This is a genomic window from Streptomyces sp. NPDC002088 (assembly GCF_040296605.1).
Lineage (GTDB): Bacteria > Actinomycetota > Actinomycetes > Streptomycetales > Streptomycetaceae > Streptomyces.
Genome location: NZ_JBEOXO010000012.1, coordinates 151,949 through 173,016 on the forward strand (window position 1 = coordinate 151,949; position 21,068 = coordinate 173,016).

The window sequence follows — 21,068 nt, forward strand, 5'->3', positions numbered from 1 at the left end:
AAGTTGTGTGGCAGGGTGATCGTCGCGACCCCGAGGGATCGGGTTCGCAAATCCCATCTTGTATAGACGAGTAGATAGGAGTGCGCCTTGCGCACCATCCGTGTGGAGACCTCGGCCGCAACGATCCTGCTGACCGAGGCGCCCGAGCCCAAGGTCCGCGACCGGCAGACCGGCGAGATCGCCAAGGACGCCGTGAGCGGTGAGGCGCTGATGACCATCGGCGTCGTCCACATCGAGGACGGGGAGTCCTCGCTCATCAAGGTCACCGTCCCGGAGAGCGGTGTGTCCGAGGGGCTGAACCTCGGTGCGCCGGTCTCGCTGCCGGGGCTGGTCGCCCGGCCGTGGGAGAGCGTGTTCAACGGGCAGAAGCGCCACGGCATCGCCTACCGGGCCGCCGCCGTCACCCCGGCCGCGTTCCCCGTGGCTGCCATGGAGGCCAGCGCCTGATGAGCGACCTGACAACGCTCCTGGAAGTGGGTGGTCCCCTCGCCGCGCTCGGTGGCGGGGCCGCCTACACCCGGGCCCGACACCCGGCGGTCTACTGGTCCGCGCTCGGCGGCCCGATATCCACGGTCCGGCTGCTCAGCACCTACAGCTCCGTCATGGAGGCGTGCAGCCTGACCGTGGCGCCGTCCCGGCTGCGGATCCTCGCCGTCAAAGCCACCACTCGACGGGAGGTCCGACCCGTACCGCCCCGCCGGGGCATCATCCGCCCCACCACGACCGGCTTACGGATCCGCCTCCGGCTCGCACCCGGGCAGGAACCCGCCGACATCGCCGCCTCGGCCGAACGGCTCCGGCACGCCTGGGGCGTTCACGCCGTGTACGTGACGACCGTCAAGCCGGGTGTCGTCGAACTTCGACTCGTCGGCTACGACGTCCTGCGGCGGGTGCGTATGCCTCGCAAAGTCGAGGACGGATTCCTCAAGGTGCCGGTCGCACTGCGGGAGGACGCTACGCCCTTCGTGCGGGACTACCGGACCGTTCCGCACCAACTCACCCTCGGCGCCACCCTGTCCGGCAAGTCCATGTACCTCCGCCACCTCATCACCGGACTCGCCCCGCAGCCCGTCGCCCTGGTCGGCATCGACTGCAAGCGAGGCGTGGAGCTGGCTCCCTTCGCGCCGCGTCTCTCGGCACTCGCGACCGACCCGGACGAAGCCGCCGAACTCCTGCCCGTCCTGGTCAAGGAAATGGAGGACCGATACGACCTGATCAAGGCCCGTCAGGGCATAGCCCCGGGCACCCCTGCTGAGGACATCACCTCTGACATCTGGGGCCTGCCCGAGAGTGAACGGCCCGTTCCTATCGTCCTGTTCGTCGACGAGGTGGCCGAACTCTTCCTCACCGCCACCCGCAAGGACGAGGAACGCCGCGACGAGATGGTCACCCAGCTCATCCGCCTCGCCCAGCTCGGCCGCGCGGCCGGCATCTACCTGGAAGTGTGCGGGCAGCGCTTCGGCGCCGAACTCGGCAAGGGCGCCACCATGCTGCGGGCCCAGTTGACCGGCCGCGTCTGCCACCGCGTCAACGACGAAGCCTCCGCAAAGATGGCCCTGGGCGACATCGCCCCCGAGGCTGTCTCAGCCGCCTGCGCCATCGCCCCCGAACGTCCCGGCCTCGCCGTCGCGGGCGACACCTCCGGAGGCTGGTCCCGCATCCGCACCCCCTATCTCTCCCTCGGCGACGCCGCCGACATCTGCCGGAAATCGGCCGACCTGGCGCCCGACGTGCCCGCGCTCAAGCCCTTCCGGCCCGACGTCCCCGTACAGCCCGTCGAGATCCCGGGCCCAGCTCCGGCCGTCCAGCCGCACCCCGTCGCCGACTGACACCCCTCTGCCCACGGTCGGCGTGACCGCCTCGCGCCACGTTCCTACCCCTCCCATGCCGAAAACCCGGAAGGAGCTGCATCGTGCGCGCCCAACTGGCCCGGGTCGACGCGGTGCTCGTCCAGGCGCTCATCGCCGCCGCGCTGTCCTTCGCTCACCTCCATGACGTCGCGACAGCGGCCGGACAGGACGGATGGAAAGCGTGGGCCTATCCCATCTCGGTCGACCTGCTACTCGTCGCCGCCTGGCGCCGACTGCGCACCGACGACGGCGACGGGCACGGCAGGGCGGCCGCCTGGTGCTGGTTCGTCATCGCGCTCGCCGCGTCGCTCGGCGCGAACATCGCCACCGCCGGACTCCTCGACCTGCACCACGTACCGGCCTGGCTACGCATCCTCGTCGCGGGCTGGCCCGCGGTCGCCTTCCTCGGCGGCACCCTCCTTGCCCACTCCGCCCCGACGACCACAGCCGACCCTGACGCCTTCGAGGACCAGGAGGACGAGCCCGACGTCGAGGTCATCGAGGACCCGGAGGACGAGCCCGAACTCACCCCCGAGGCTCCACCCGAACACCCCGCCGTGCCGGTCCCGACCGCCCTGATCGACCACGCCCGCAAGGTCGCCGCCGAACACCACACCCGCACCGGTAGCCCGATCGACACCCCGACCCTCCGTGCTCGCCTCGGCGTCCCCGCGCCCATGGCCGACGCCATTGCCGCCCACCTCTGAAAGGAGACCCCGTGACACCCAACCGCCGTTTCCGCGACGTCACCCGTATCGGCCCGGTCCAGGTCGGCACCGCCTACGACAACCGAGGCCGCGAAAAGCACACCGCCGCCTGCACCGCCCCACGCTGCGGCTTCTCCGCCGACTACGACAGCCGCGCCGCCGCCGAACTCGCCGCCCGCACCCACCGCTGCCCCGTCCGCTGAAAGGAACCGCCACACCGTGACCGTCAGCCTGCCGCTCGTCCTTGTCCTCGGCCTCTTCGCCTGGACAGCGGTCAAGTACCTCGGCGTCCGTACCTGGATCGTCGTCCTGATCGCCCTCTTCGGTTTCTGGCTCTCGCACACCTTTTTCGCCCCCGCCATCGAGACCGGCACGCGAACCGGCGTGACCGTCATAAACGGCTCACACGCCTAGACGAGTAGATGAGGAGAGATTCGCTGTGTTCCTGCCCAAGTACCCGGACAACCCCACCCCGCCGCCCGCACACACCCACACCCCGACGGACCCGGCGCCCGTCCGTCGAGGTCTTCCGCCGGTCTCGATCAGCACCGGAACGGTCGCGGCCGTGATCACGGGCGGTGTGGTCCTCACCGCGCTCCTGGCCGCCGTCGCCATCTCGGCCGTCTCCGTGGCCATCGCCGCCGTGGTCCTGCGCTCTCTGCTGCGCGAGCACCACCGCCGCTGATGAACCGCGCCCGACCCCTGGGACGGCCGCGACGCCGCTATGCATCCGGCCGCCCCGGGGCCCATCACTCCTGACCGAGCCCGTCAGAAGGAGACGTCATCTTCACCCGCCCCACCCCGGCCCCACTCCCGGAACTGGCCAAGCTCGCCTCACACGGCACCCTGCCCGGTATCCTCCGTCAGCTCTCCGGCCTCGGCGGCTGCACCCACCCCATCCGCCTCGACGGCCACCGCACCGAATACGACGTCAACACCACCACCGGCGAGATAGGCAACGTCCTCCGCCATCTCGACTCGTCCGACCTCCCCGCCAGCCAACTCCTCGTCCGCTGCAACAACCGCCGCACAACCCGCTGCCCGGCCTGCGCCGAGGTCTACCGCCGCGACACCTTCCACCTGATCACCGCCGGACTCCGTGGCGGCAAGGGCCTCCCCGAACACGTCGCCTCACACCCGCGCGTCTTCGCCACCTTCACCGCCCCCGGCTTCGGTGCCGTCCACAACCGCCCGACCAGCCCGGCCGGAACCATCCGCCCCTGCCGCTGCGGAACCCACCACGACCAGGACGACGAGGCACTCGGGACGCCCCTGAACCCGGACCGGTACGACTACGAAGCCGCTGTCCTCTGGAATGCCCATGCGGGCCCGCTCTGGCGCCGCTTCTCGACCTACCTCCGCCGCGAAGTCGCCAAGCGCGCGGGCCTCTCACAGCGCCGGTTCCGCGACCACGCCCGCGTGTCCTTCGCCAAGGTCGCCGAGTACCAGAAGCGCGGCGCCGTCCACTTCCACGCAGTGATCCGGATCGACGGCCCCGGAGGCGGCGACACCCCGCCCCCGGCCTGGGCCACCGCCGAACTCCTCACCGACGCCATCCGCACCGCAGCCGCCAAGGTCCACGTGGACGGACCGACCATCGACGGACGCACCCACACCTTCACCTTCGGCCGCCAACTCGACGTCCGCACCATCCGCTCCGCCGACTTCAACGGCGGCCAGGAACTCACTGAACGAGCCGTCGCCGCCTACATCGCCAAGTACGCCACCAAGGGCGCCGAGACCACGACCGGAACCCTCGACCGCCCGCTCAAGTTCCTCGCCGAACTCGCCCAGCTCGAGATCAGCGACCACGCCCGCCGCCTGATCCGAACCGCCTGGACCCTCGGCGCCCGCAAGGACCTTGAACACCTCCGTCTGCGCGCCTGGGCTCACATGCTCGGCTTCCGCGGCCACTTCTCCACCAAGTCCCGCCGCTACTCGACCACCCTCGGCGCGCTCCGCACCGCCCGCGCCGACTGGCGCCGAGCCCAGGCAGCAGCCACGGCAGCACCCGAGCGCGAGCCCGAGACGACGTACGTCCTCGCGCACTGGGTCTTTGCCGGAACCGGCCTCTCCGACACCGAAGCCTGGCTCGCCGCATCCCTCGAACCCGCACCCGGAACCGAAGGAGAACCCACCCGTGGCTAACCGACGCCTCGCCCTGGCCGACGTGGCCACCGAACCGCGTGCCCTGCCCTCTCGGTACCTGACTCCTGACGACCTGGTGGAGATGTTCGAGCTGCCCAGCGTCGAGACGGTCTACCAGTGGCGCCGCAAGCGCACCGGTCCCCGCGGCTTCCGCGTCGGCCGGCATCTCCGCTTCGACCCGGCCGACGTGCAGGCCTGGGTGGACTCCCAGCGGGAAGGGGCTGCCGCCTGATGGCCGGACACATCCAAGACCGCTGGTACAAGACCGAGGTCGGGCCGGACGGCAAGACGCGGAAGGTGAAGACCGAGCGCTACGGCTCTGGCGCGCGGTACCGCGCTCGCTATATCGGGCCCGACGGTACGGAGAAGTCCAAGAGCTTCCCCGACAGACAGAAGCGTCTCGCGGACCAGTGGCTCGCCCACGTCGAGGCGGACATGGCTCGGGGGCAGTACATCGACCCGCGCGCGGCCCGGATCACTTTCCAGCAGTACGCGGAGCGCTGGGTGGCGACCCAGGGCGCGGATCCGAACACTCAGGCCTCGATGGAGTCGCAGCTTCGGTTGCACGCCTTCCCGTACCTCGGCTCGCGTCCGCTCGGTTCCTTCCAGCCTGCTCATATCCGCGACTGGGTGCGGCAGCTTCAGGAGAACGGTGTCCGTGGCTCGTACGCCCGGACGATCTACTCCAACGTGCGCGCGGCCCTCAGCGCGGCCGTGGACGACGGACACCTTCCCCGGAACCCATGTGCCGCTCGCTCCGTCCGTCCACCGACTGTGGACAACAAGCGCATCGTCCCCTGGACGCCGGAACGCGTCTTCGCCGTCCAGGCCGGCATGCCCGAGCGGTTCAAAGCCATGGTCGACCTGGGCGGCGGCTGCGGGTTGCGACAGGGCGAGATCCTCGGCGTGGCCGTCGATGCGATCGACTTCCGGTCGGACACGCTCCACGTGGTCCAGCAACTCAAGCTGAGCCGGAGCAAGGCCGTGTTCGCCCCGCCCAAGGGCGGCAAGCTGCGGGACGTGCCGCTGCCCGGTCCGGTCGCCGATGCCCTCCGGGATCACATGAAGCGCTTCCCGCCGGTCGAGATCACCTTGCCGTGGAAGGTGGCCGATGGGCCTCCGGTGACCAAGCAACTGATCTTCACCGGGCTGCGTGGCGGTCACGTCTGGCGGACGTCACTCAACGAGGAGGCGTGGAAGCGGGCGCTTGCCTCAGCCGGAGTGATCCCCGAGCGGAAGCCGGGTGAGGCGTACGCCGAGTCGCGCGAGAACGGCATGCACGCGCTCCGGCACTTCTACGCCTCGGTGCTCCTGGACGCGGGGGAGAATATCAAGGCCCTCGCCGAGTACCTCGGCCACTCGGACCCAGGCCTGACGCTCCGGGTGTACGCGCACCTCATGCCGTCCAGCCAGGAGCGCACCCGTAAGGCCCTGGCTGCCGTCTTCGACGCCGCTAAATCGACGCGACGTGACGGTTGAGGGCTCGTACGCTTCGAACCGGAGAGGGGCGGGGAGCAATGGCAGACGAGTATTTTCTGCTGGTGTGTGACGACGTGCCTCACGACGTAGTACTCACCGACCCTGGTGTCCGAGTGCTGGACGTCGCTCGAGTCGTACGCCGACTGACCGGACTGAGCCTCTGGCACAGCAAGGTTCTGGCGACACAGATACCCGCCGTAGTTCTCGACGGCGTACCGCAGGAAGACGCCGAGGCAGCGGTCGCGGCACTCCACGATGTGGGAGCCGAGGCAGAAGCAAGGGAACAGCCGCCGCCGGACTTCCTCAGGCCCTGACGAAGGCCCCATCAAGCAGCTCACGGCCCACAGACGGCCCAGCCCCACCAAAAAGCCCCCGCCCCGCGAGAAACTCGCAGGTCGGGGGCTTGCTGGTGTCGCGTTACTTCTTCTTGCCCTGGTTCTTGACCGCCTCGATCGCCGCCGCGGCGGCCTCCGGGTCGAGGTACTTGCCGCCCGGGGTGACCGGCTTGAAGTCGGCGTCGAGTTCGTAGTACAGGGGGATGCCCGTGGGGATGTTCAGGCCCGCGATGTCGGCGTCGGAGATGCCGTCGAGGTGCTTGACCAGGGCGCGCAGGCTGTTGCCGTGGGCGGCGATGAGGACCGTGCGGCCGGTCAGGAGGTCGGGGACGATGCCGTCGTACCAGTACGGGAGCATGCGGACGACGACGTCCTTCAGGCACTCCGTGCGGGGGCGCAGCTCCGGGGGGATGGAGGCGTAGCGCGGGTCGTCCGACTGGGAGAACTCCGTGCCGTCCTCGAGGGGCGGCGGCGGGGTGTCGTAGGAACGGCGCCAGAGCATGAACTGCTCCTCGCCGAACTCCGCGAGGGTCTGCGCCTTGTCCTTGCCCTGGAGAGCGCCGTAGTGGCGCTCGTTCAGGCGCCAGGAGCGGTGGACCGGGATCCAGTGGCGGTCGGCGGACTCGAGGGCCAGCTGCGCGGTGCGGATGGCGCGCTTCTGGAGGGACGTGTGGACCACGTCTGGCAGCAGGCCGGCGTCCTTCAGCAGCTCACCGCCGCGGACCGCCTCCTTCTCGCCCTTCTCGTTGAGGTTGACGTCCACCCAGCCGGTGAACAGGTTCTTCGCGTTCCACTCGCTCTCGCCGTGGCGGAGGAGGATCAGCTTGTACGGTGCGTCGGCCATGTGTATGAGCGTAATCCACGGGTTCACGGCGGAGTGCGTCTGCCCGTAGGACGGACGCAGGACGGGCGCGGGACGGATGTAGGCCGGGCGCGGGACGGGCGCGGACCGACGTAGAACCGACGTAGGACGGACGCGCCCCGCACGGCCGGACCCGCCCCGGCCATCCCGACGGTTGACTGGATCTGCTAATTGAGTGGTCTGCCAGGCCTTCCGGATCGTAAGTTGTGCACGCCGCCTGAGCTGCTTACATCCGTGGGGGTCCCGCCATGTCCGTCGTCGCCCTGAGACGTGCCGCCCGCGAGACCCTCTCCGGGCTGCCGCGCGAGTTCTGGTGGCTGTGGACCAGCACGCTCGTCAACCGGCTCGGTGCCTTCGTCGCCACCTTCATGGCGCTGTACCTGACGCTCGACCGCGGGTACTCCGCCGCGTACGCCGGTCTCGTCGCCTCCCTGCACGGGCTCGGCGGCGTCGTCTCCTCGCTCGGGGCGGGGGTGATGACCGACCGGCTCGGGCGGCGGCCCACCATGCTGGTCGCCCAGGTGTCCACCGCCCTGTCCGTGGCACTGCTCGGGTTCATGCACCACCCCGTCGCCATCGCCGGCGTCGCCTTCCTCGTCGGAATGGCCAGCAACGCCTCCCGGCCCGCCGTGCAGGCGATGATGGCCGACATCGTGCGGCCCGAGGACCGGGTGCGGGCCTTCTCGCTCAACTACTGGGCCATCAACCTCGGCTTCGCCGTCTCCTCCATGGCCGCCGGTTTCATCGCCGAGTTCAGTTACCTCGCCGGGTTCCTGATCGAGGCGGGGATGACCATGGCCTGCGCGATCGTCGTCTTCCTGAAGCTGCCCGAGTCCCGGCCGCAGCGCACGGCGGCGGAGAAGCAGGCCGCGGACGAGGTCGGGCTCCGGACCGTGCTGCGCGACGGACGCTTCATGAGCGTCGTCGGGCTGTCCTTCCTCGTCGCGCTGATCTTCCAGCAGGGGTCGGTCGGACTGCCCGTCGCCATGGGCCAGGCGGGATTCACCCCGGCCGACTACGGCATGGCGGTCGCCGTCAACGGTGTCCTCATCGTCGCCCTGCAGATCCCCGTCACCCGGTTCATCGAGCACCGCGACCCGCGGCGGCTGCTCGTCGTCTCCTCCCTGCTGGCCGGGTACGGCTTCGGGCTGACCGCCTTCGCCGGGTCCGTCGGCGTCTTCGCGCTGACGGTGTGCGTGTGGACGCTGGCGGAGATCGTCAACGCGCCCACGCAGACGGGTCTGGTCGTGCGCCTCTCCCCCGTACACGGGCGCGGGCGCTACCAGGGCATGTACACCCTGTCCTGGTCCGTCGCCGCGCTGGTGGCCCCACTGATGTCCGGCTTCGTCATCGACCGGTTCGGGGCGGAGTGGCTGTGGGGGCTGTGCACGGTCGTCGGGACGGGGGCCGCGGTCGGGTACGCGGCGCTGATGCGGACGCTGCCCGCGGACGAGCGGGTGGCGGAGCGGCGCCAGGAGGCCAAGCCCGAGGTCAGCGCCGCCTGATCGCACCCTCCACCGCCTGATCCCGCCGTACGAAGGTCTGCTCAGGGGTGCATCCGCGCGCCCTTGAGCACCTTGTCCACCGCGTTCCTCGGGCCGTACACCGCCAGCCCCACCAGGTCCAGATCGGCCGTCGGCACCGCGCGTACGGCCGCCCGGTTGTCCCGGTCGTTGCCCGTGGCGAAGAGGTCGGAGGTGAAGAGCGCGCGGGGCAGTGCGCGGGACAGGGTCCGGGCGTGGGCCGCCGTCAGCGTCTCCTTCGTGCCCTCGAAGACCAGCACCGGCTGGCGGAACATCGGCAGGTAGGGGACGCCGTCCGCATCCTCGTACGGCTCGCCGATCACCTCGGGGACGGCCGTACCGAGGCCGCTGACGAGGAACGCGGTGACGTTCAGGCGCTGCCAGGGCTCCAGGTCCTCGCGCAGCAGGACGGCGATCTTGGTGTCGAAACGGGGCTGCTCGCTCATGCCTCGAGACTGCCGAACGCCGTACGACGTCGTCTTGTACGTTCTTTGCATGGCCACCGAGCGCACCGAGCGGAACGGGGGCGACAGCGTCTCCGCCTGGCGCCCGCGCGTACCGGGTGTCGTGGAGGTGTTCCACGCGCACTTCACCGAGTACGCCTATCCGATGCACGTGCACGAGGCGTGGACGCTGCTCATCGTCGACGACGGGGCCGTGCGGTACGACCTCGACCGGCACGAGCACGGCACCCCGCACGACACGGTCTCGCTGCTGCCGCCGCACGTTCCGCACAACGGCTCCCCCGCCACCCCGGGCGGTTTCCGCAAGCGTGTTCTCTACCTGGACAGTTCGCGGCTGGGCGAGGATCTGATCGGGGCGGCCGTCGACGGGCCCGATCTGCGCGATCCCGTGCTGCGCTTGCGCGTGGGGCAGTTGCACTCCGCGCTCACGCAGCCCGGTGACGAGTTGGAGGCCGAGAGCCGGTTGACGCTCGTCGGCGAGCGGCTGCGGGCCCGGCTGCGGCCCCGGGACGCCGACCGCGCCCCGCGCCGGGACCCCGACGTCGCCCGCCGGCTGCGCGAACTGCTGGACGAGCGCGTGGTCCAGGGCCTCAGCCTCGACGAGGCCACCGGGCTCGTGCACGCCCACCCCGCCCATCTGGTGCGGGCGTTCAGCGGCGCGTACGGCATCGCCCCGCACCAGTACCTGATGTCCCGCCGCGTCGACCGGGCCCGCCGCCTCCTCCTCGACGGACAGCCGCCGAGCCAGGTGGCGACGGCGACCGGCTTCTACGACCAGGCCCATCTGACTCGGCACTTCAAGAAGTTGGTGGGGGTGACCCCAGGGCGGTACGTACGGACTGGGAAGGGGTGAGCCGCGTGGGTAGGTTCCGCGCATGGACTGGCATGAGTGGCACGACGCGTACGACTCTCCCGACTCCCACTTCGGCCGGCGGCTGGTGATCGTGCAGGACCGCGTCCGCCGCGCCCTCGACGACGCCCCGCCGGGGCCGCTCACCGCCGTCAGCCTGTGTGCGGGGCAGGGGCGGGATCTGATCGGCGTGCTCGCCGGGCATCCGCGGCGGGGCGATGTCCGGGCGCGGCTGGTCGAGCTGGACGAGCGGAACGTCGCGTACGCCAGGCGGGCCGCGGCGGCGGCCGGCCTTCCCGGCGTCGAGGTGGTCTGCGGCGACGCCTCGTTGACCGATCACTACGCCGACCTCGCGCCCGTCGACCTGGTCCTCGTCTGTGGCACGCTCGGCAACATCACCGACGCCGACGTCGAACGCGTACTCGACCACTGCACTGGGCTGTGCCGGACCGGTGGGACGCTCGTGTGGACCCGTAATCGCAAGGCACCCGACCTCGTCCCGCAGGTCTGCGCCTGGCTGGAGGAGCGCGGGTTCGAGCGGCTGTGGGTGTCGGATCCCGCGCTCGTGCAGGGCGTCGGGGCCCACCGGTTCACCGGTGAGCCCCGTCAGCTCCCGCTCGGGCAGCGCATGTTCAGTTTCATCGGATACGACACCCTGCGGCGCGCCTGAGTCACAGCCCCCGCTGCGCCTCGTACAGGTTCCGCGGTCGCACGACGTCTGCCGTGCCGTAGAGCTCCAGGCGGGAGTGCAGGTCGCCGGTGAAGTCGGGGACGTCGATCTGGTCGAACTCCGTCACCTCGTCGATGCCGACGGTGCCGGAGTACGGCGCGAGGCCGTCGATCTTCATCAGGCCGACGCGGCCGTTCGTCACGCGGACGTTCCAGTGGGTCAACTTCTCGGCCGTAAACAACCGAGCTTGTTCGGCTCTGGTCGTTCACACCTTGTCGCGCTCCCGACTGTCCCCTACGACGGGACGGTCACGGGTCGCATCTCCCTGCTCTCGGCGTTGCTCAGCCGGGGGGCGGGGACGGGTACGTTGACGAGCACCCACGCCGAGCGTGCGCGGTTGCGCACGTTGACCCCGGCGACGTGGTCGGCGGGCCCAGCGAGGCCGCACCGACGACAGCAGAAATGGTCCCGAGTCGACCGGTTGGCCTTCTCGGTGTGTCCGCAGCGCACACAGCGCTGCGAGGTGTAGGCCGGATCCACCTCCAGGAACGGCACCCCGGCCCGCCGGGCCTTGTACTTCAGGTGCTCGCCGAGCTGGTGGAAGGGCCAGGAGGAGAGCGTGCCCCGCTGGTCACGTCGAAGCCGTACCCGGTCCCGGATCCCGCCGAGCTCCTCGACGGCGATCCCACGACCGGTACGTTGCGCGACGGACACGATCTCCTTGGAAATCTTGTGGTTCACGTGCGTAGCGTGCCGGAACTCCTTCTTCGAGCGGCGGGCCAGACGGCGGGTGGACGAGCGGGTCTGCTTCTTCTGCAGTTCAGCACGCTTCTTCGCCTGCCAGCGCCGGTAGCGCGACAGGCGGCGGCCCTGGTGGTTGGTGCCATCTGACGTGGTGGCGAGGTTGACGATGCCCCGGTCCACACCGACCCAGTCGACCGGCTCATACACCTCAGGGTCCGGGATGTCGCAGGTGGCGATCAGATACCACTTGCCCTTGACCCGGACCAGATCGCTCTCCCCGCGCCGGTGTTCGACCAGGGTCTTCAACTGATCGGTGCGGCCGGTGTAGCGCAGGTTCTTCAGCCGCCCCTCGACGGTCCAGATCGAGACGGTGCGGGCGTCATGCTGCCAGGACAGGCAGCGGTCGTCGAAGGGCTGGGCCGCCTCCGGGCGGAAGGCCACCGGTTCGCCCGTGGCCTTCTTCCAGCGCTTCGAGCCGACCGTGCCGAGGTTCCCGGCCGCCAGGTTGGCGCGCAGGGTGGCGTAGGCGTCCACCGCCTTCTTGATCGCCCGGACGGCGGGCTGGGCCGAGAGCCCGAAGGCGGCCTTCACCTCCGCGTAGACCAGCTTCTGCAGATCGTTACGCGTATACGTCCGCTGCTCGAAGGCAACCGTCGAGGCGTAGGCGGCGGCCCGGTTGCAGGCACGCAGGGTCGCCTCCAGCACCGACGCCTGCTCGCGCGTCGGCAGCAGCTTCACCCGCACCACCAGCTTCACAAGCCCGGACCCTAGTACGGTCATCACACACCCGACCGCCACCTACCGCAGGATCATCAAGACCGGTGACCAGTAGAGCAGTTGTTCGCCTTGCCTGGCTCCGCCGGGTCGTGGTGACCGACGCTCCGCATCGGCCCTGACCAGACGTGATGCCGCGACGCTCCGCGTCGCGGGACCGGGAGGCGATTCCTCCCAGGCGTGAACGCCTGGGCTCCCTCGACAGAATCAGGTGAAGCGGGCGCCGAAGAGAGGGCCGGCGCTCGCGTCCCCGCCGTGGCGGCCGTTGTTGTTCACCGTGATGTCGGTGCGGACGTTCGCGAAGGGCAGGCCGCGGTGGCTGTCGAACGTGCCCATCCGCATCTCGCCTCGCGACCAGACGTTGTACGACGACAGGCCCTCCACGTTGATGCCGTGCAGCTGCGTGTTCGCCGGGGCGGGGACCGTGCGCTGCTCGATCGCGAAGTCCTCGATCAGGTTGTCGTGCGAGCCCTCTCGGCAGAAGTACGGGTGGTGCGAACCGCGGCCCGCCACCCGGGTGCCCCGCAGGGTGCAGGAGGAGGCGGCCACCAGACCGAAGCCGTTGTCGACGTGCCGGACGGTCACATCGTCCACCCAGCAGTCGTACGCGCACTGCAGGACGACTCCGTTGTAGCCCTTGTCGAGGAGGTGCGGCTGCTTGGGGAAGAGGTCGTGCAGCAGTTGGTCGGGGAGAGCCTGGCTATCAGTCAGACGGATGCCGGGTCAGGTGCGTGAACGCGTCCAGGTTCCGCGTCGACTCGCCGCGCGACACGCGCCACTCGTACTCCCTGCGGATCGCGGAGGCGAAACCGAGCTCCAGGAGGGTGTTGAAGGCGCCGTCGGCCGCTTCGAGGACCTGGCCGAGGAGGCGGTCCACCTCGTCGGCGGTGACGGCGGTCAGCGACAGCTTGCCTGCGACATAGACGTCGCCGAGCCGGTCGACGGCGTAACTCACGCCGTACAGCTTGAGGTTGCGCTCCAGGAGCCAGCGATGGACGCCGGACTCGTTCTCGTCGGGGTGGCGGATCACGAAGGCGTTCAGCGAGAGGGAGTGGCGGCCGACGATGAGGGAGACGGTCGTCTTCAGCTTGCGGGTGCCGGGGAGCTGCACTACGTAGGTGCCGGTTTCGGGGCTTTCCCACTCCAGTTCGGCGTCCTTCAGGACACCCTCGATGACCTGCGCGGCCCTCTCGACAACATCAGCCATGGTGGGAGCGTACGCGACGCCTGTGGGACTGCATCGCGGCCGTGTAGGCGTCGGCGGTGGCGGCTGCCGCGGTGTCCCAGCCGAAGGACTGGGCGTGCCGGGCGGCGGCGGAGCCCATCCGGGACGGCAGCTCGGGGCGGTCGGCGAAGTCGGCCAGCACGCGCGCGTAGGCGGCGGGATCGTGGCCCTGGACCAGGAAGCCCGTCTCGCCGTCGCGCACGGCCACCGGCAGGCCGCCCACCGAGGCGGCGAGCACCGGAGTACCGGCCGCCTGCGCCTCTATCGCGACCAGACCGAAGGACTCGCTGTAGGAGGGGACGACGAGGACGGACGCGGCGCGGAACCAGTCCGCGAGCTGGTCCTGACCGACGGGCGGGTGGAACCGTACGACGTCGGCGATGCCCAGGCGCGCGGCGAGCTTCTGCAGGCCCTCCGGCTTGGCCAGGCCGCTGCCGCTGGGGCCGCCCACGATCGGTACGACGACACGTTTGCGCAGGTCGGGACGCTCGTCGAGGAGCACTGCGATGGCGCGCAGGAGCACGTCGGGGGCCTTCAGGGGCTGGATGCGACCCGCGAAGAGGGGGATCACGGCGTCCTGCGGCAGGTCCAGGCGGGCCCGGGCTGCCGCCCGGCCGTCGGCGGGGCGGAACCGGTCGAGGTTCACGCCGGGGTGGACCACGGCGACCTTGCCGCGGTCGGCGGCGTAGTGCAGTACCAGCTCGTCGGCCTCCTCCGCGGTGTTGGCGATGAGGCGGTCGGCGGCGCTGACGATCTGGGTCTCGCCGATCACGCGGGCGGCGGGCTCGGGCGTGTCGCCGTCGGCCAGGTTGGCGTTCTTGACCTTGGCCATGGTGTGCATGGCGTGCACCAGGGGGGCGCCCCAGCGCTGGGCGGCGAGCCAGCCGACGTGGCCGGAGAGCCAGTAGTGGGAGTGGACCAGGTCGTAGTAGCCGGGGCGGTGACCGGCCCAGGCCTGCATCACGCCGTGTGTGAAGGCGCACAGCTGGGCCGGCAGCTCCTCCTTGGCGAGGCCCTCGTACGGGCCCGCGTCGACATGCCGGACGAGGACGCCGGGGGCCAGTTCGACGGCCGGCGGCAGGGCGCCGGTGGTCGCGCGGGTGAAGATCTCGACCTCGACGTTGATCGCGGCGAGGCGCTGCGCGAGCTCCACGATGTAGACGTTCATGCCGCCGGCGTCGCCGGTGCCGGGCTGGTGGAGCGGTGAGGTGTGCACGGAGAGCATGGCGACCCTGCGGGGCCTGCGGTGCGGCAGCCTGAGCCGTGAGGGCGTTGCCGGAGAGCGACGCCCGAGCCTGCTGACGTACTGGCTCACGTGGCGTTCCTCCTTGCTGCGGGCATGCCTTGCGGAGGCCGCAGCGCGCCCTCCAAGGGGATGCAACGCCGGAGGAAGGCGTTCCCATTCCATGCGGGGTGGTTTTTACCGAGACGTTACCGGGGGTCGCTCAACCGTTCGATCGTGGGATGCGTACACATCCGTCTGCCCGCACGGGTGGGATGCGTACACATCCATCTGTCCGCATCCGCATACCCTCGTAGGCATGACATCCCGCGCTCCCGCCCGCCCCGTGGGCACGGTCACACGCGGGACGACCAATCCGAACCGGTTGCGCCGCATGGACCGCTGGATCGCCGCCACGCACGGCGCGGCGCTGCGGCGCACCGCCGACCCCGTGGCCGTCGACCTCGGGTACGGGGCGGCCCCCTGGACGGCCGTCGAGTTGCTGTGGCGCCTGCGCTCCGTCGCGCCCCACGCGCGCGTGGTGGGCGTCGAGATCGAACCGGCCCGGGTCGCGGCGGCCAAGCCGTACGAGCGCGACGGACTGGTCTTCCGGCACGGCGGCTTCGAGATCCCGATCCCCCGCCGACCGCACCTCGTCCGGGCCGCCAACGTGCTGCGCCAGTACGACGAGGCCGAGGTCGCCGCGGTCTGGGAGCGGCTGTGCTCCCGTCTCGCCCCCGCGACGGAGGATTCCCCGGGCGGGCTGCTCGTCGAGGGGACCTGCGACGAGATCGGGCGCCGGCACGTGTGGGTCGCGCTCGGCCCGGAGGGGCCGCGCACGGTCACCTTCGCGACCCGGCTGGGCTCCCTCGATCGCCCGTCGGACCTGGCGGAACGCCTGCCCAAGGCGCTCATCCACCGCAATGTCCCCGGCGAGCCCGTGCACGCCTTCCTGCGCGACTTCGACCGCGCCTGGGCCGCCGCCGCGCCCTACGCCTCCTACGGCGCCCGCCAGCGCTGGATCCGGGCGGTACGGGTCCTGACGGCGGACTGGCCGGTGACGGACGGGCCGGTGCGGTGGCGGCAGGGTGAAGTGACGGTGCGGTGGGAGGCGTTGGCGCCGCGGGGCTGATCCCAGGCGCCGACCCGCTCAACTCACCCGCTCCGACCCACTCCGACCCACTCCGACCTGCAAGGAACGATCTCCATGAGTCGTTCGTCACAAAGGCGGGGAGATCGTCATACCGGGGCGGGATGAGGGGGAGTGAGGGGGAAGCATTACCTCTGTTTACCTCTGTCGTTTTGCGCGTCGACATGGCACGATCCCCCAGGCATCCGTAAGTTACTGACGGTAAATCAGTTTGGGGGTTGGGTTATGGGTACGGGCAAGCGCGGCCTGATCGCGGTGGCCGTGACCGTGGTCTGCGCGGTCACCGTCCTGGCGGTGCCGGGCACGGCGTTCGCGGCCCCCAGTCCCACGCCCACCCCGAGCGCCACGTCGAACGCCACGTCGAACGCCGCCTCGGACGCCACCTCGAAGGTCGAGCCCAGCAAGGACCTTGAGGCTGTCCGGGAGAAGCTCGACAAGCTCTACCACGCGGCGTCCGTGGCCACGGACGCGTACAACGCCGCCGAGGAGAAGGCCGAGAAGCAGTCCGCGGAGATCGTCGAGCTGGCCAAGAAGATCGTCAAGGGGCAGGAGAGGCTCGCGGAGTTGAAGGACCGCGCGGGCGCCGCGGCCCGCGCCCAGTACCGCACCGGCGGACTCCCCGACGAGGCCCGGCTGATGCTGAGCGACAACCCGCAGGAGTTCCTCGACGGAACGGGCCGGGTGCTCCAGGGCCAGCGGGCCACCAAGGGCCTGATCGCGGAATTGACCCGCACCCAGCAGGACTTGGAGCAGTACGCCAAGGACGCCTCCGCCCAGTGGCAGGAGCTGGAAGCCAACCGCCAGGCCAAGGCCACCGCCCAGAAGAAGATCGAGAAGCAGATCGCGGCGGCCGAGAAGCTCGAGTCCCAGCTGGAGAAGGAGGAGAAGGAGCGCCTCGCCGAGCTGGAGGAGCAGGCCGCGCACCAGGCGCAGACCGCCTGGCTGGACTCCGGCATCCTCGCCGAGATCAACGGCAAGGCGTCCGCGCAGGGCAAGAAGGCCGTGAAGTACGCGACGGCCCAGATCGGAAAGCCGTACGAGTGGGGCGCCGAAGGCCCGGAGTCGTACGACTGCTCGGGCCTGACCTCACAGGCCTGGGCGGACGCCGGTCACGGCATTCCGCGCACCTCGCAGGAGCAGTGGAAGCAGCTCAAGCACGTCGACATCAAGGACATGCGCCCCGGCGACCTGATCATCTACTTCGACGACGCCAGCCATGTCGCGATGTACGTGGGCGACGGCGCGATCATCCACGCCCCGCGGCCGGGCCGGACCGTGACGCTGGCGGGCGCGGGGACGATGCCGATCCTCGGAGTGGTCCGGCCGGACGCGTGACCGGGGCCACGTGACCCAGCGCACGCCCGGCGGCACCCAAACCCTCCGCGGACGTGACGTTCGTCATCCCCGCAGTACACCCACCCTGCCCAACTGCGGTACGGAACGCGGCATATGACACTGGCCTGAAGCCGAGCGGCGTGCCTCACACCATTCCGCTGCGGCGCCGACTACCGCTATGGTCCCCGTCGGTGGATGGAGTCCCTCCGTCCATCGTGCCCTCGGGGGGAGGGAAGGAACTCAACACGATGCCCGTACCCGTACCGCGGCAGAGAGCGATCCCGGCCGTGGAGTGTGGTCAGGCGCAGGCCGCGCCCCTGGGCGGCCCCTCGAAGGAAGAGACCCCGCGCAAGGAAGCCACGGTCGCCGACACCGCCGCCACCACCACCCACACCAGCGCCGCCGCCAACACCCATCTCACGCTCCTGCTGATCGAGGACGATCCCGCAGGCTCGCCGATCGTGCCCGACCTGCTCGACTCGGCCGGCAACCCGATCCGCGTCCGCACCGCCCGCAACCTCACCGAGGCCGAGCGGCTGCTCACGCACGACGTCCACTGCATCCTGCTGGACCTGGCGCTGCCGGCGCCGGGCCGCTCGTCCGGCGCCGATGACGACGAGCTCGCCGTGCTCAAGCACGTGCTGCGGCTCGCGCCCCGGCACGCCGTCCTCGCGCTCACCGCGTCCGGCGACGCCGAGCGCGGCGCGGAGGCGGTGCGCGTCGGTGCCCAGGACTACCTCTTCCGGGACGAGCTGGACGGACGGCTGCTGAGCCGCGCCATCCGGTACGCGGTGGAGCGGAAGCGTTCCGACACCGCCGAGCGGCGGCTCGCCGAGGGCAAGCTGCGCGCCCAGGAGAACGCCCGCCTGGAACGCGGCCTGCTGCCGACCCCGCTCCTGGAGGGCTCGGCGCTCCGCTTCGCCGCCCGTTACCGCCCCGGCCGCTCGCGCGCGCTGCTCGGCGGTGACTTCTACGACACCGTCCGCACGCCCGACGGCACCGTGCACGCCATGATCGGCGACGTCTGCGGGCACGGCCCGGACGAGGCGGCGCTCGGCGTGGAGCTGCGCATCGCCTGGCGCGCGCTGACGCTGGCGGGGCTGTGCGGCGACGAGCTGCTCGGCACGTTGCAGCAGGTGCTGGAGCACGAGCGGGACGACGACGAGATCTTCGCGACGCTGTGCACGGTGGACATCGCCCCGGACGGCCGCCGGGCGGGCCTGTGCCTGGCCGGCCACCCGTCCCCGCTGGTCGCCCGCCCGGGCCGGCCCGCGGAGCTGCTGCCGTACGACAACAACGGCCCGGCCCTCGGTCTGCTGCCCGGCGCCCGCTGGCCGCGCACGCAGGTGGAGCTGGGCGCCGAGTGGAGCCTGATGCTCTACACCGACGGGCTGATCGAGGGCCGCGTCGGGGAGGGCCGGGAGCGGCTCGGCCAGGACGGCATGGTGGAGATGGTCCGCCGCCAGCTCGCGTCCGGCCTGCACGGCGAGCAACTGCTGCGGGCCGCGGTCAACGAGGTCCGCGAGCTGAACGGGGGCGAGCTGACGGACGACGTGGCGGTGGTACTGCTGGACCGGGTTCCCTGAGAACCCGGCGGCGGGTCAGCGCCCGCCGTAGTAGGGACCGTGCCCCGGCGGCGGGGCAGCGCCCGCCGTAGTACGCACCGTAACCCGGCGGCGGGTCAGCGCCCGCCGTTGTACGGGCCGTAGGGGCCGTCGCTGCTGCTTCCGCCGCCGCGGCGGCCCCAGCCGTTGCCACCGCCGGAGGCCTGCTTCACGGCGGGCCGCACGTCCACGATGTAGACGATGCTGGCGACCGCGCCGGCGATCGGCAGCATCGCGAAGATCGAGAACAGGTAGCTCACCACGAGCGCGATGCCGAGGATGATCAGCCAGAACACCTTGTTCTGCTTGTCGGCCGCGCGGAAGGCGTCTTCGCGCCGGAACGCGGCGTCGAACAGCCCGAACGCCGCCAGGGCCATGAGGAGGATCTTCAGGAGCCCCAGGAATCCCGCGAAGCCCAACGCCAGCATGCTGCCCACCGCCCGTTCTCTCCGACTCCCATGACCATGACGCCTTGACCATGACGCCTACGCGGCCACCGTACCCGTAGAACGGGCCGGGCGCCCCAAGGGTGCCCGGCCCGTGCGCGTACCGTCCCTTACTTGGCGGGCGGCGTCGTCTTCTTGGCGGTGGTCTTGCGAGCGGCCGGGGCCTTCCTCGCCTCGGGCTTCTTCGCCGGGGCGGGCACGGTCCTGGCCTCGGACACGGTCTCGGTCGTGGCCGGGGCGGGCTTCGCCTCTTCCTTGACCTCGACCGGCTCGGCCTTCGGCTCGACGGCGATCGCCAGCTCCTCGATCTCCTCGGCAGCCTCGCCACGCCAGGTCTTCACGGCCTGCTCGCCGTGCTCGGCTACCTTCTCGTAGGTCTCGCGGGCCTTCACGGCGTACTCGGCGGCGACGCCGACACCGCGCAGCGCGAAGTCCTGAGCGCTCTCGCCGAGCTTCTTCAGGTCGGCGTCGATCGTGCTGCCGAGCTTCTTCAGGTCACCGTCGAGGGTGCTGATGAACTCGCCGACCTTCGTCTGGAGGGTCTCCTGCGCCTCCTTGGCCTTGGCACCGGCCTCCTTGGCTCGGGCGGCGGCCTTCTCCTGCACGACCTTCGGGTCGGTGCCACGGACCGCCTCGAACCGGGCCGGGGCCTCGGCACGCAGCTGCTCCACCAGACCGGGCACCTTCTTGGCCTGCTGCAGGGCGAGGTCGGCGGTGCCGGCGGCGAAGTAGAGCGGGGTCGGGTCGCTGAAGGTCTTGCGCAGGTCGTCGGTGATGGCCATGGTGATGGTCCTCCCGGATTCACGTTCGGCTGAGGGTTTTGTGGGTCCGCAGTCAGGCGGCCGGTCCCCTGGTCCGGTCAACTGGCCGTCTGCTGCGGATCGCCGCCGGAACCGCCGACGGGGCGGGTACGGCGTGCGGGGGCCTTGCGGGTACGGCGTACGGCGCTGACGCTGTCGTCGTCTCTGTCGGCAGCGTGCCGCGCACCGTCGGGCTCGTCGTCGGCGTCCACCGTGCCGGATGCGTCGGATGTGCTGGATGCATCGGCCGTGTCAGCCGCGTCAGCCGTGTCGGCCGTGTCGGCTATGTCCACCGGGTCCGCCGCGGGGGCGGCCTCGAATCCGTTCTCCTTGCGGAAGGACTCGTAGACCTGGAGCAGCACCTGCTTCTGCCCCTCGGTCAGCGTGGGATCGGCGAGGATGACCGCACGCGTCTCCACCTCGTCCCGGTCCCGCTCGGCGTCGAGAATGCCCGCATGGACGTACAGCGTCTCGGCGGAGATCCGCAGCGCCTTCGCGACCTGCTGCAACACCTCCGCGCTCGGCTTGCGCAGCCCGCGCTCGATCTGACTCAGATACGGATTGGACACCCCGGCGGCGTCGGCGAGCTGCCGCAACGACAGCTGCGCGTTTCGCCGCTGCGCGCGCAGGTACTCACCGAGATTGCCGACGTTGAGCGATGCCATACCTCCACCTTGCCCCACCACCGCTAACTTTTGCAAGCATCTGCTTGCAAAAGTGCGCCGGGCCACCCGTTCAGGTGAGCGTCTCTAGAACTCTGCGTGCGCCTGGGTCTCGCTCGGGCTGCAGGAGGCGGTGGTGAAGCGGCTGCGTGAGCAGCTGACGGCTGGTCCGTCCGACTGAGAGACGCGTGCGGTACGGCGGTTCACCCGGACACGAA

General features: G+C 70.6%; 24 protein-coding genes and 2 pseudogenes. 16 read left to right on the forward strand and 10 right to left on the reverse strand.

What is annotated here, in order from left to right; all coding sequences use genetic code 11:
* Positions 1 to 87: 87 nt before the first annotated feature.
* The 10 genes from ABT114_RS25505 to ABT114_RS25550 all read left to right on the forward strand — a co-directional run bounded on the left by ABT114_RS25505 (position 88) and on the right by ABT114_RS25550 (position 6,498).
* Complete coding sequence (locus ABT114_RS25505) at positions 88 to 447, forward strand: SCO3933 family regulatory protein (RefSeq protein WP_351145170.1); 360 nt, start codon at positions 88 to 90, stop codon at positions 445 to 447.
* Positions 447 to 1,829: an FtsK/SpoIIIE domain-containing protein gene (locus ABT114_RS25510; protein ID WP_351145171.1), complete on the forward strand. Its 1,383-nt coding sequence runs from the start codon at positions 447 to 449 to the stop codon at positions 1,827 to 1,829. Before ABT114_RS25505 ends, ABT114_RS25510 begins: the two co-directional genes overlap by 1 nt.
* Before the next feature lie 83 nt (positions 1,830 to 1,912).
* The gene (locus tag ABT114_RS25515) at positions 1,913 to 2,557 is read left to right on the forward strand and encodes a DUF2637 domain-containing protein (protein ID WP_351145172.1); all 645 of its coding nucleotides are present in this window, start codon (positions 1,913 to 1,915) and stop codon (positions 2,555 to 2,557) included.
* Positions 2,558 to 2,568: 11 nt separating this feature from the next.
* A complete protein-coding gene (locus ABT114_RS25520) occupies positions 2,569 to 2,760 on the forward strand; it encodes a mobile element transfer protein (RefSeq protein WP_316733557.1) in 192 nt (63 codons plus the stop codon).
* Positions 2,761 to 2,776: 16 nt separating this feature from the next.
* Positions 2,777 to 2,971, forward strand: a complete 195-nt coding sequence (locus ABT114_RS25525; protein WP_351145174.1) for a hypothetical protein — start codon at positions 2,777 to 2,779, stop codon at positions 2,969 to 2,971.
* Between the two features lie 25 nt (positions 2,972 to 2,996).
* Positions 2,997 to 3,242 carry a SpdD protein gene (locus ABT114_RS25530; RefSeq protein ID WP_351145175.1) on the forward strand — a complete coding sequence of 82 codons (246 nt, stop codon included), beginning with the start codon at positions 2,997 to 2,999 and terminating at the stop codon, positions 3,240 to 3,242.
* A gap of 161 nt (positions 3,243 to 3,403) precedes the next feature.
* Positions 3,404 to 4,705, forward strand: a complete 1,302-nt coding sequence (locus ABT114_RS25535) for a replication initiator (RefSeq protein WP_351145292.1) — start codon at positions 3,404 to 3,406, stop codon at positions 4,703 to 4,705.
* Positions 4,698 to 4,937, forward strand: coding sequence for a helix-turn-helix transcriptional regulator (locus ABT114_RS25540; RefSeq protein WP_351145177.1), 240 nt, complete (start codon positions 4,698 to 4,700; stop codon positions 4,935 to 4,937). Before ABT114_RS25535 ends, ABT114_RS25540 begins: the two co-directional genes overlap by 8 nt.
* Entirely contained in the window at positions 4,937 to 6,184 is a 1,248-nt protein-coding gene (locus ABT114_RS25545) for a tyrosine-type recombinase/integrase (protein ID WP_351145179.1), read from the forward strand. The genes ABT114_RS25540 and ABT114_RS25545 overlap by 1 nt, the downstream gene beginning before the upstream one ends.
* Before the next feature lie 38 nt (positions 6,185 to 6,222).
* The gene (locus tag ABT114_RS25550) at positions 6,223 to 6,498 is read left to right on the forward strand and encodes a ribosomal protein L7/L12 (protein ID WP_351145180.1); all 276 of its coding nucleotides are present in this window, start codon (positions 6,223 to 6,225) and stop codon (positions 6,496 to 6,498) included.
* Between the two features lie 103 nt (positions 6,499 to 6,601).
* Here the strand turns inward: ABT114_RS25550 and ABT114_RS25555 are convergent, their stop codons facing one another.
* Positions 6,602 to 7,363: a phosphoglyceromutase gene (locus ABT114_RS25555; protein WP_351145182.1), complete on the reverse strand. Its 762-nt coding sequence runs from the start codon at positions 7,361 to 7,363 to the stop codon at positions 6,602 to 6,604.
* A gap of 266 nt (positions 7,364 to 7,629) precedes the next feature.
* Here ABT114_RS25555 and ABT114_RS25560 point away from each other — a divergent pair, with 266 nt between their 5' ends.
* Complete coding sequence (locus ABT114_RS25560; protein ID WP_351145183.1) at positions 7,630 to 8,886, forward strand: MDR family MFS transporter; 1,257 nt, start codon at positions 7,630 to 7,632, stop codon at positions 8,884 to 8,886.
* Positions 8,887 to 8,927: 41 nt separating this feature from the next.
* Here the strand turns inward: ABT114_RS25560 and ABT114_RS25565 are convergent, their stop codons facing one another.
* Positions 8,928 to 9,350: a DUF2000 family protein gene (locus ABT114_RS25565; RefSeq protein ID WP_351145184.1), complete on the reverse strand. Its 423-nt coding sequence runs from the start codon at positions 9,348 to 9,350 to the stop codon at positions 8,928 to 8,930.
* Between the two features lie 49 nt (positions 9,351 to 9,399).
* Here ABT114_RS25565 and ABT114_RS25570 point away from each other — a divergent pair, with 49 nt between their 5' ends.
* Positions 9,400 to 10,221: a helix-turn-helix domain-containing protein gene (locus ABT114_RS25570; protein ID WP_351145185.1), complete on the forward strand. Its 822-nt coding sequence runs from the start codon at positions 9,400 to 9,402 to the stop codon at positions 10,219 to 10,221.
* A gap of 22 nt (positions 10,222 to 10,243) precedes the next feature.
* On the forward strand, positions 10,244 to 10,888 hold the full coding sequence (locus ABT114_RS25575; protein WP_351145186.1) for a class I SAM-dependent methyltransferase: 645 nt from the start codon (positions 10,244 to 10,246) through the stop codon (positions 10,886 to 10,888).
* Between the two features lies 1 nt (position 10,889).
* Here ABT114_RS25575 and ABT114_RS25580 read toward each other — a convergent pair.
* From ABT114_RS25580 to mshA, 5 genes and pseudogenes are all read right to left on the reverse strand, one after another.
* Positions 10,890 to 11,129, reverse strand: a pseudogene (locus ABT114_RS25580) (hypothetical protein); the annotation flags it as partial.
* A 53-nt stretch (positions 11,130 to 11,182) separates the two neighbouring features.
* Positions 11,183 to 12,412, reverse strand: coding sequence for an RNA-guided endonuclease InsQ/TnpB family protein (locus ABT114_RS25585; protein WP_351145187.1), 1,230 nt, complete (start codon positions 12,410 to 12,412; stop codon positions 11,183 to 11,185).
* A gap of 204 nt (positions 12,413 to 12,616) precedes the next feature.
* Positions 12,617 to 13,069, reverse strand: a pseudogene (locus tag ABT114_RS25590) (hypothetical protein); the annotation flags it as partial.
* A gap of 40 nt (positions 13,070 to 13,109) precedes the next feature.
* Entirely contained in the window at positions 13,110 to 13,613 is a 504-nt protein-coding gene (locus tag ABT114_RS25595) for a type III secretion system chaperone family protein (RefSeq protein ID WP_351145188.1), read from the reverse strand.
* Positions 13,606 to 14,946, reverse strand: a complete 1,341-nt coding sequence (gene mshA, locus ABT114_RS25600; RefSeq protein WP_351145189.1) for a D-inositol-3-phosphate glycosyltransferase — start codon at positions 14,944 to 14,946, stop codon at positions 13,606 to 13,608. Before mshA ends, ABT114_RS25595 begins: the two co-directional genes overlap by 8 nt.
* A 226-nt stretch (positions 14,947 to 15,172) precedes the next feature.
* On the opposite strand from mshA, the gene ABT114_RS25605 reads away from it, so the two are divergent.
* The 3 genes from ABT114_RS25605 (at position 15,173) to ABT114_RS25615 (ending at position 18,924) form a co-directional block, all read left to right on the forward strand.
* A complete protein-coding gene (locus tag ABT114_RS25605) occupies positions 15,173 to 15,985 on the forward strand; it encodes a class I SAM-dependent methyltransferase (protein ID WP_351145190.1) in 813 nt (270 codons plus the stop codon).
* Positions 15,986 to 16,228: 243 nt separating this feature from the next.
* On the forward strand, positions 16,229 to 17,338 hold the full coding sequence (locus ABT114_RS25610; protein ID WP_351145191.1) for a C40 family peptidase: 1,110 nt from the start codon (positions 16,229 to 16,231) through the stop codon (positions 17,336 to 17,338).
* Positions 17,339 to 17,586: 248 nt separating this feature from the next.
* Positions 17,587 to 18,924: a PP2C family protein-serine/threonine phosphatase gene (locus ABT114_RS25615; protein ID WP_351145192.1), complete on the forward strand. Its 1,338-nt coding sequence runs from the start codon at positions 17,587 to 17,589 to the stop codon at positions 18,922 to 18,924.
* Positions 18,925 to 19,019: 95 nt separating this feature from the next.
* Here ABT114_RS25615 and ABT114_RS25620 read toward each other — a convergent pair whose 3' ends face one another.
* The 3 genes from ABT114_RS25620 to ABT114_RS25630 form a co-directional block, all read right to left on the reverse strand.
* Positions 19,020 to 19,379, reverse strand: a complete 360-nt coding sequence (locus ABT114_RS25620; RefSeq protein WP_351145193.1) for a DUF2516 family protein — start codon at positions 19,377 to 19,379, stop codon at positions 19,020 to 19,022.
* 119 nt (positions 19,380 to 19,498) lie between these two features.
* Positions 19,499 to 20,170: a hypothetical protein gene (locus ABT114_RS25625; RefSeq protein ID WP_351145194.1), complete on the reverse strand. Its 672-nt coding sequence runs from the start codon at positions 20,168 to 20,170 to the stop codon at positions 19,499 to 19,501.
* A 77-nt stretch (positions 20,171 to 20,247) separates the two neighbouring features.
* Positions 20,248 to 20,853 (reverse strand): helix-turn-helix domain-containing protein, encoded by a 606-nt coding sequence (locus tag ABT114_RS25630; protein ID WP_351145195.1) that lies wholly within the window; start codon positions 20,851 to 20,853, stop codon positions 20,248 to 20,250.
* Between the last annotated feature and the right edge of the window lie 215 nt (positions 20,854 to 21,068).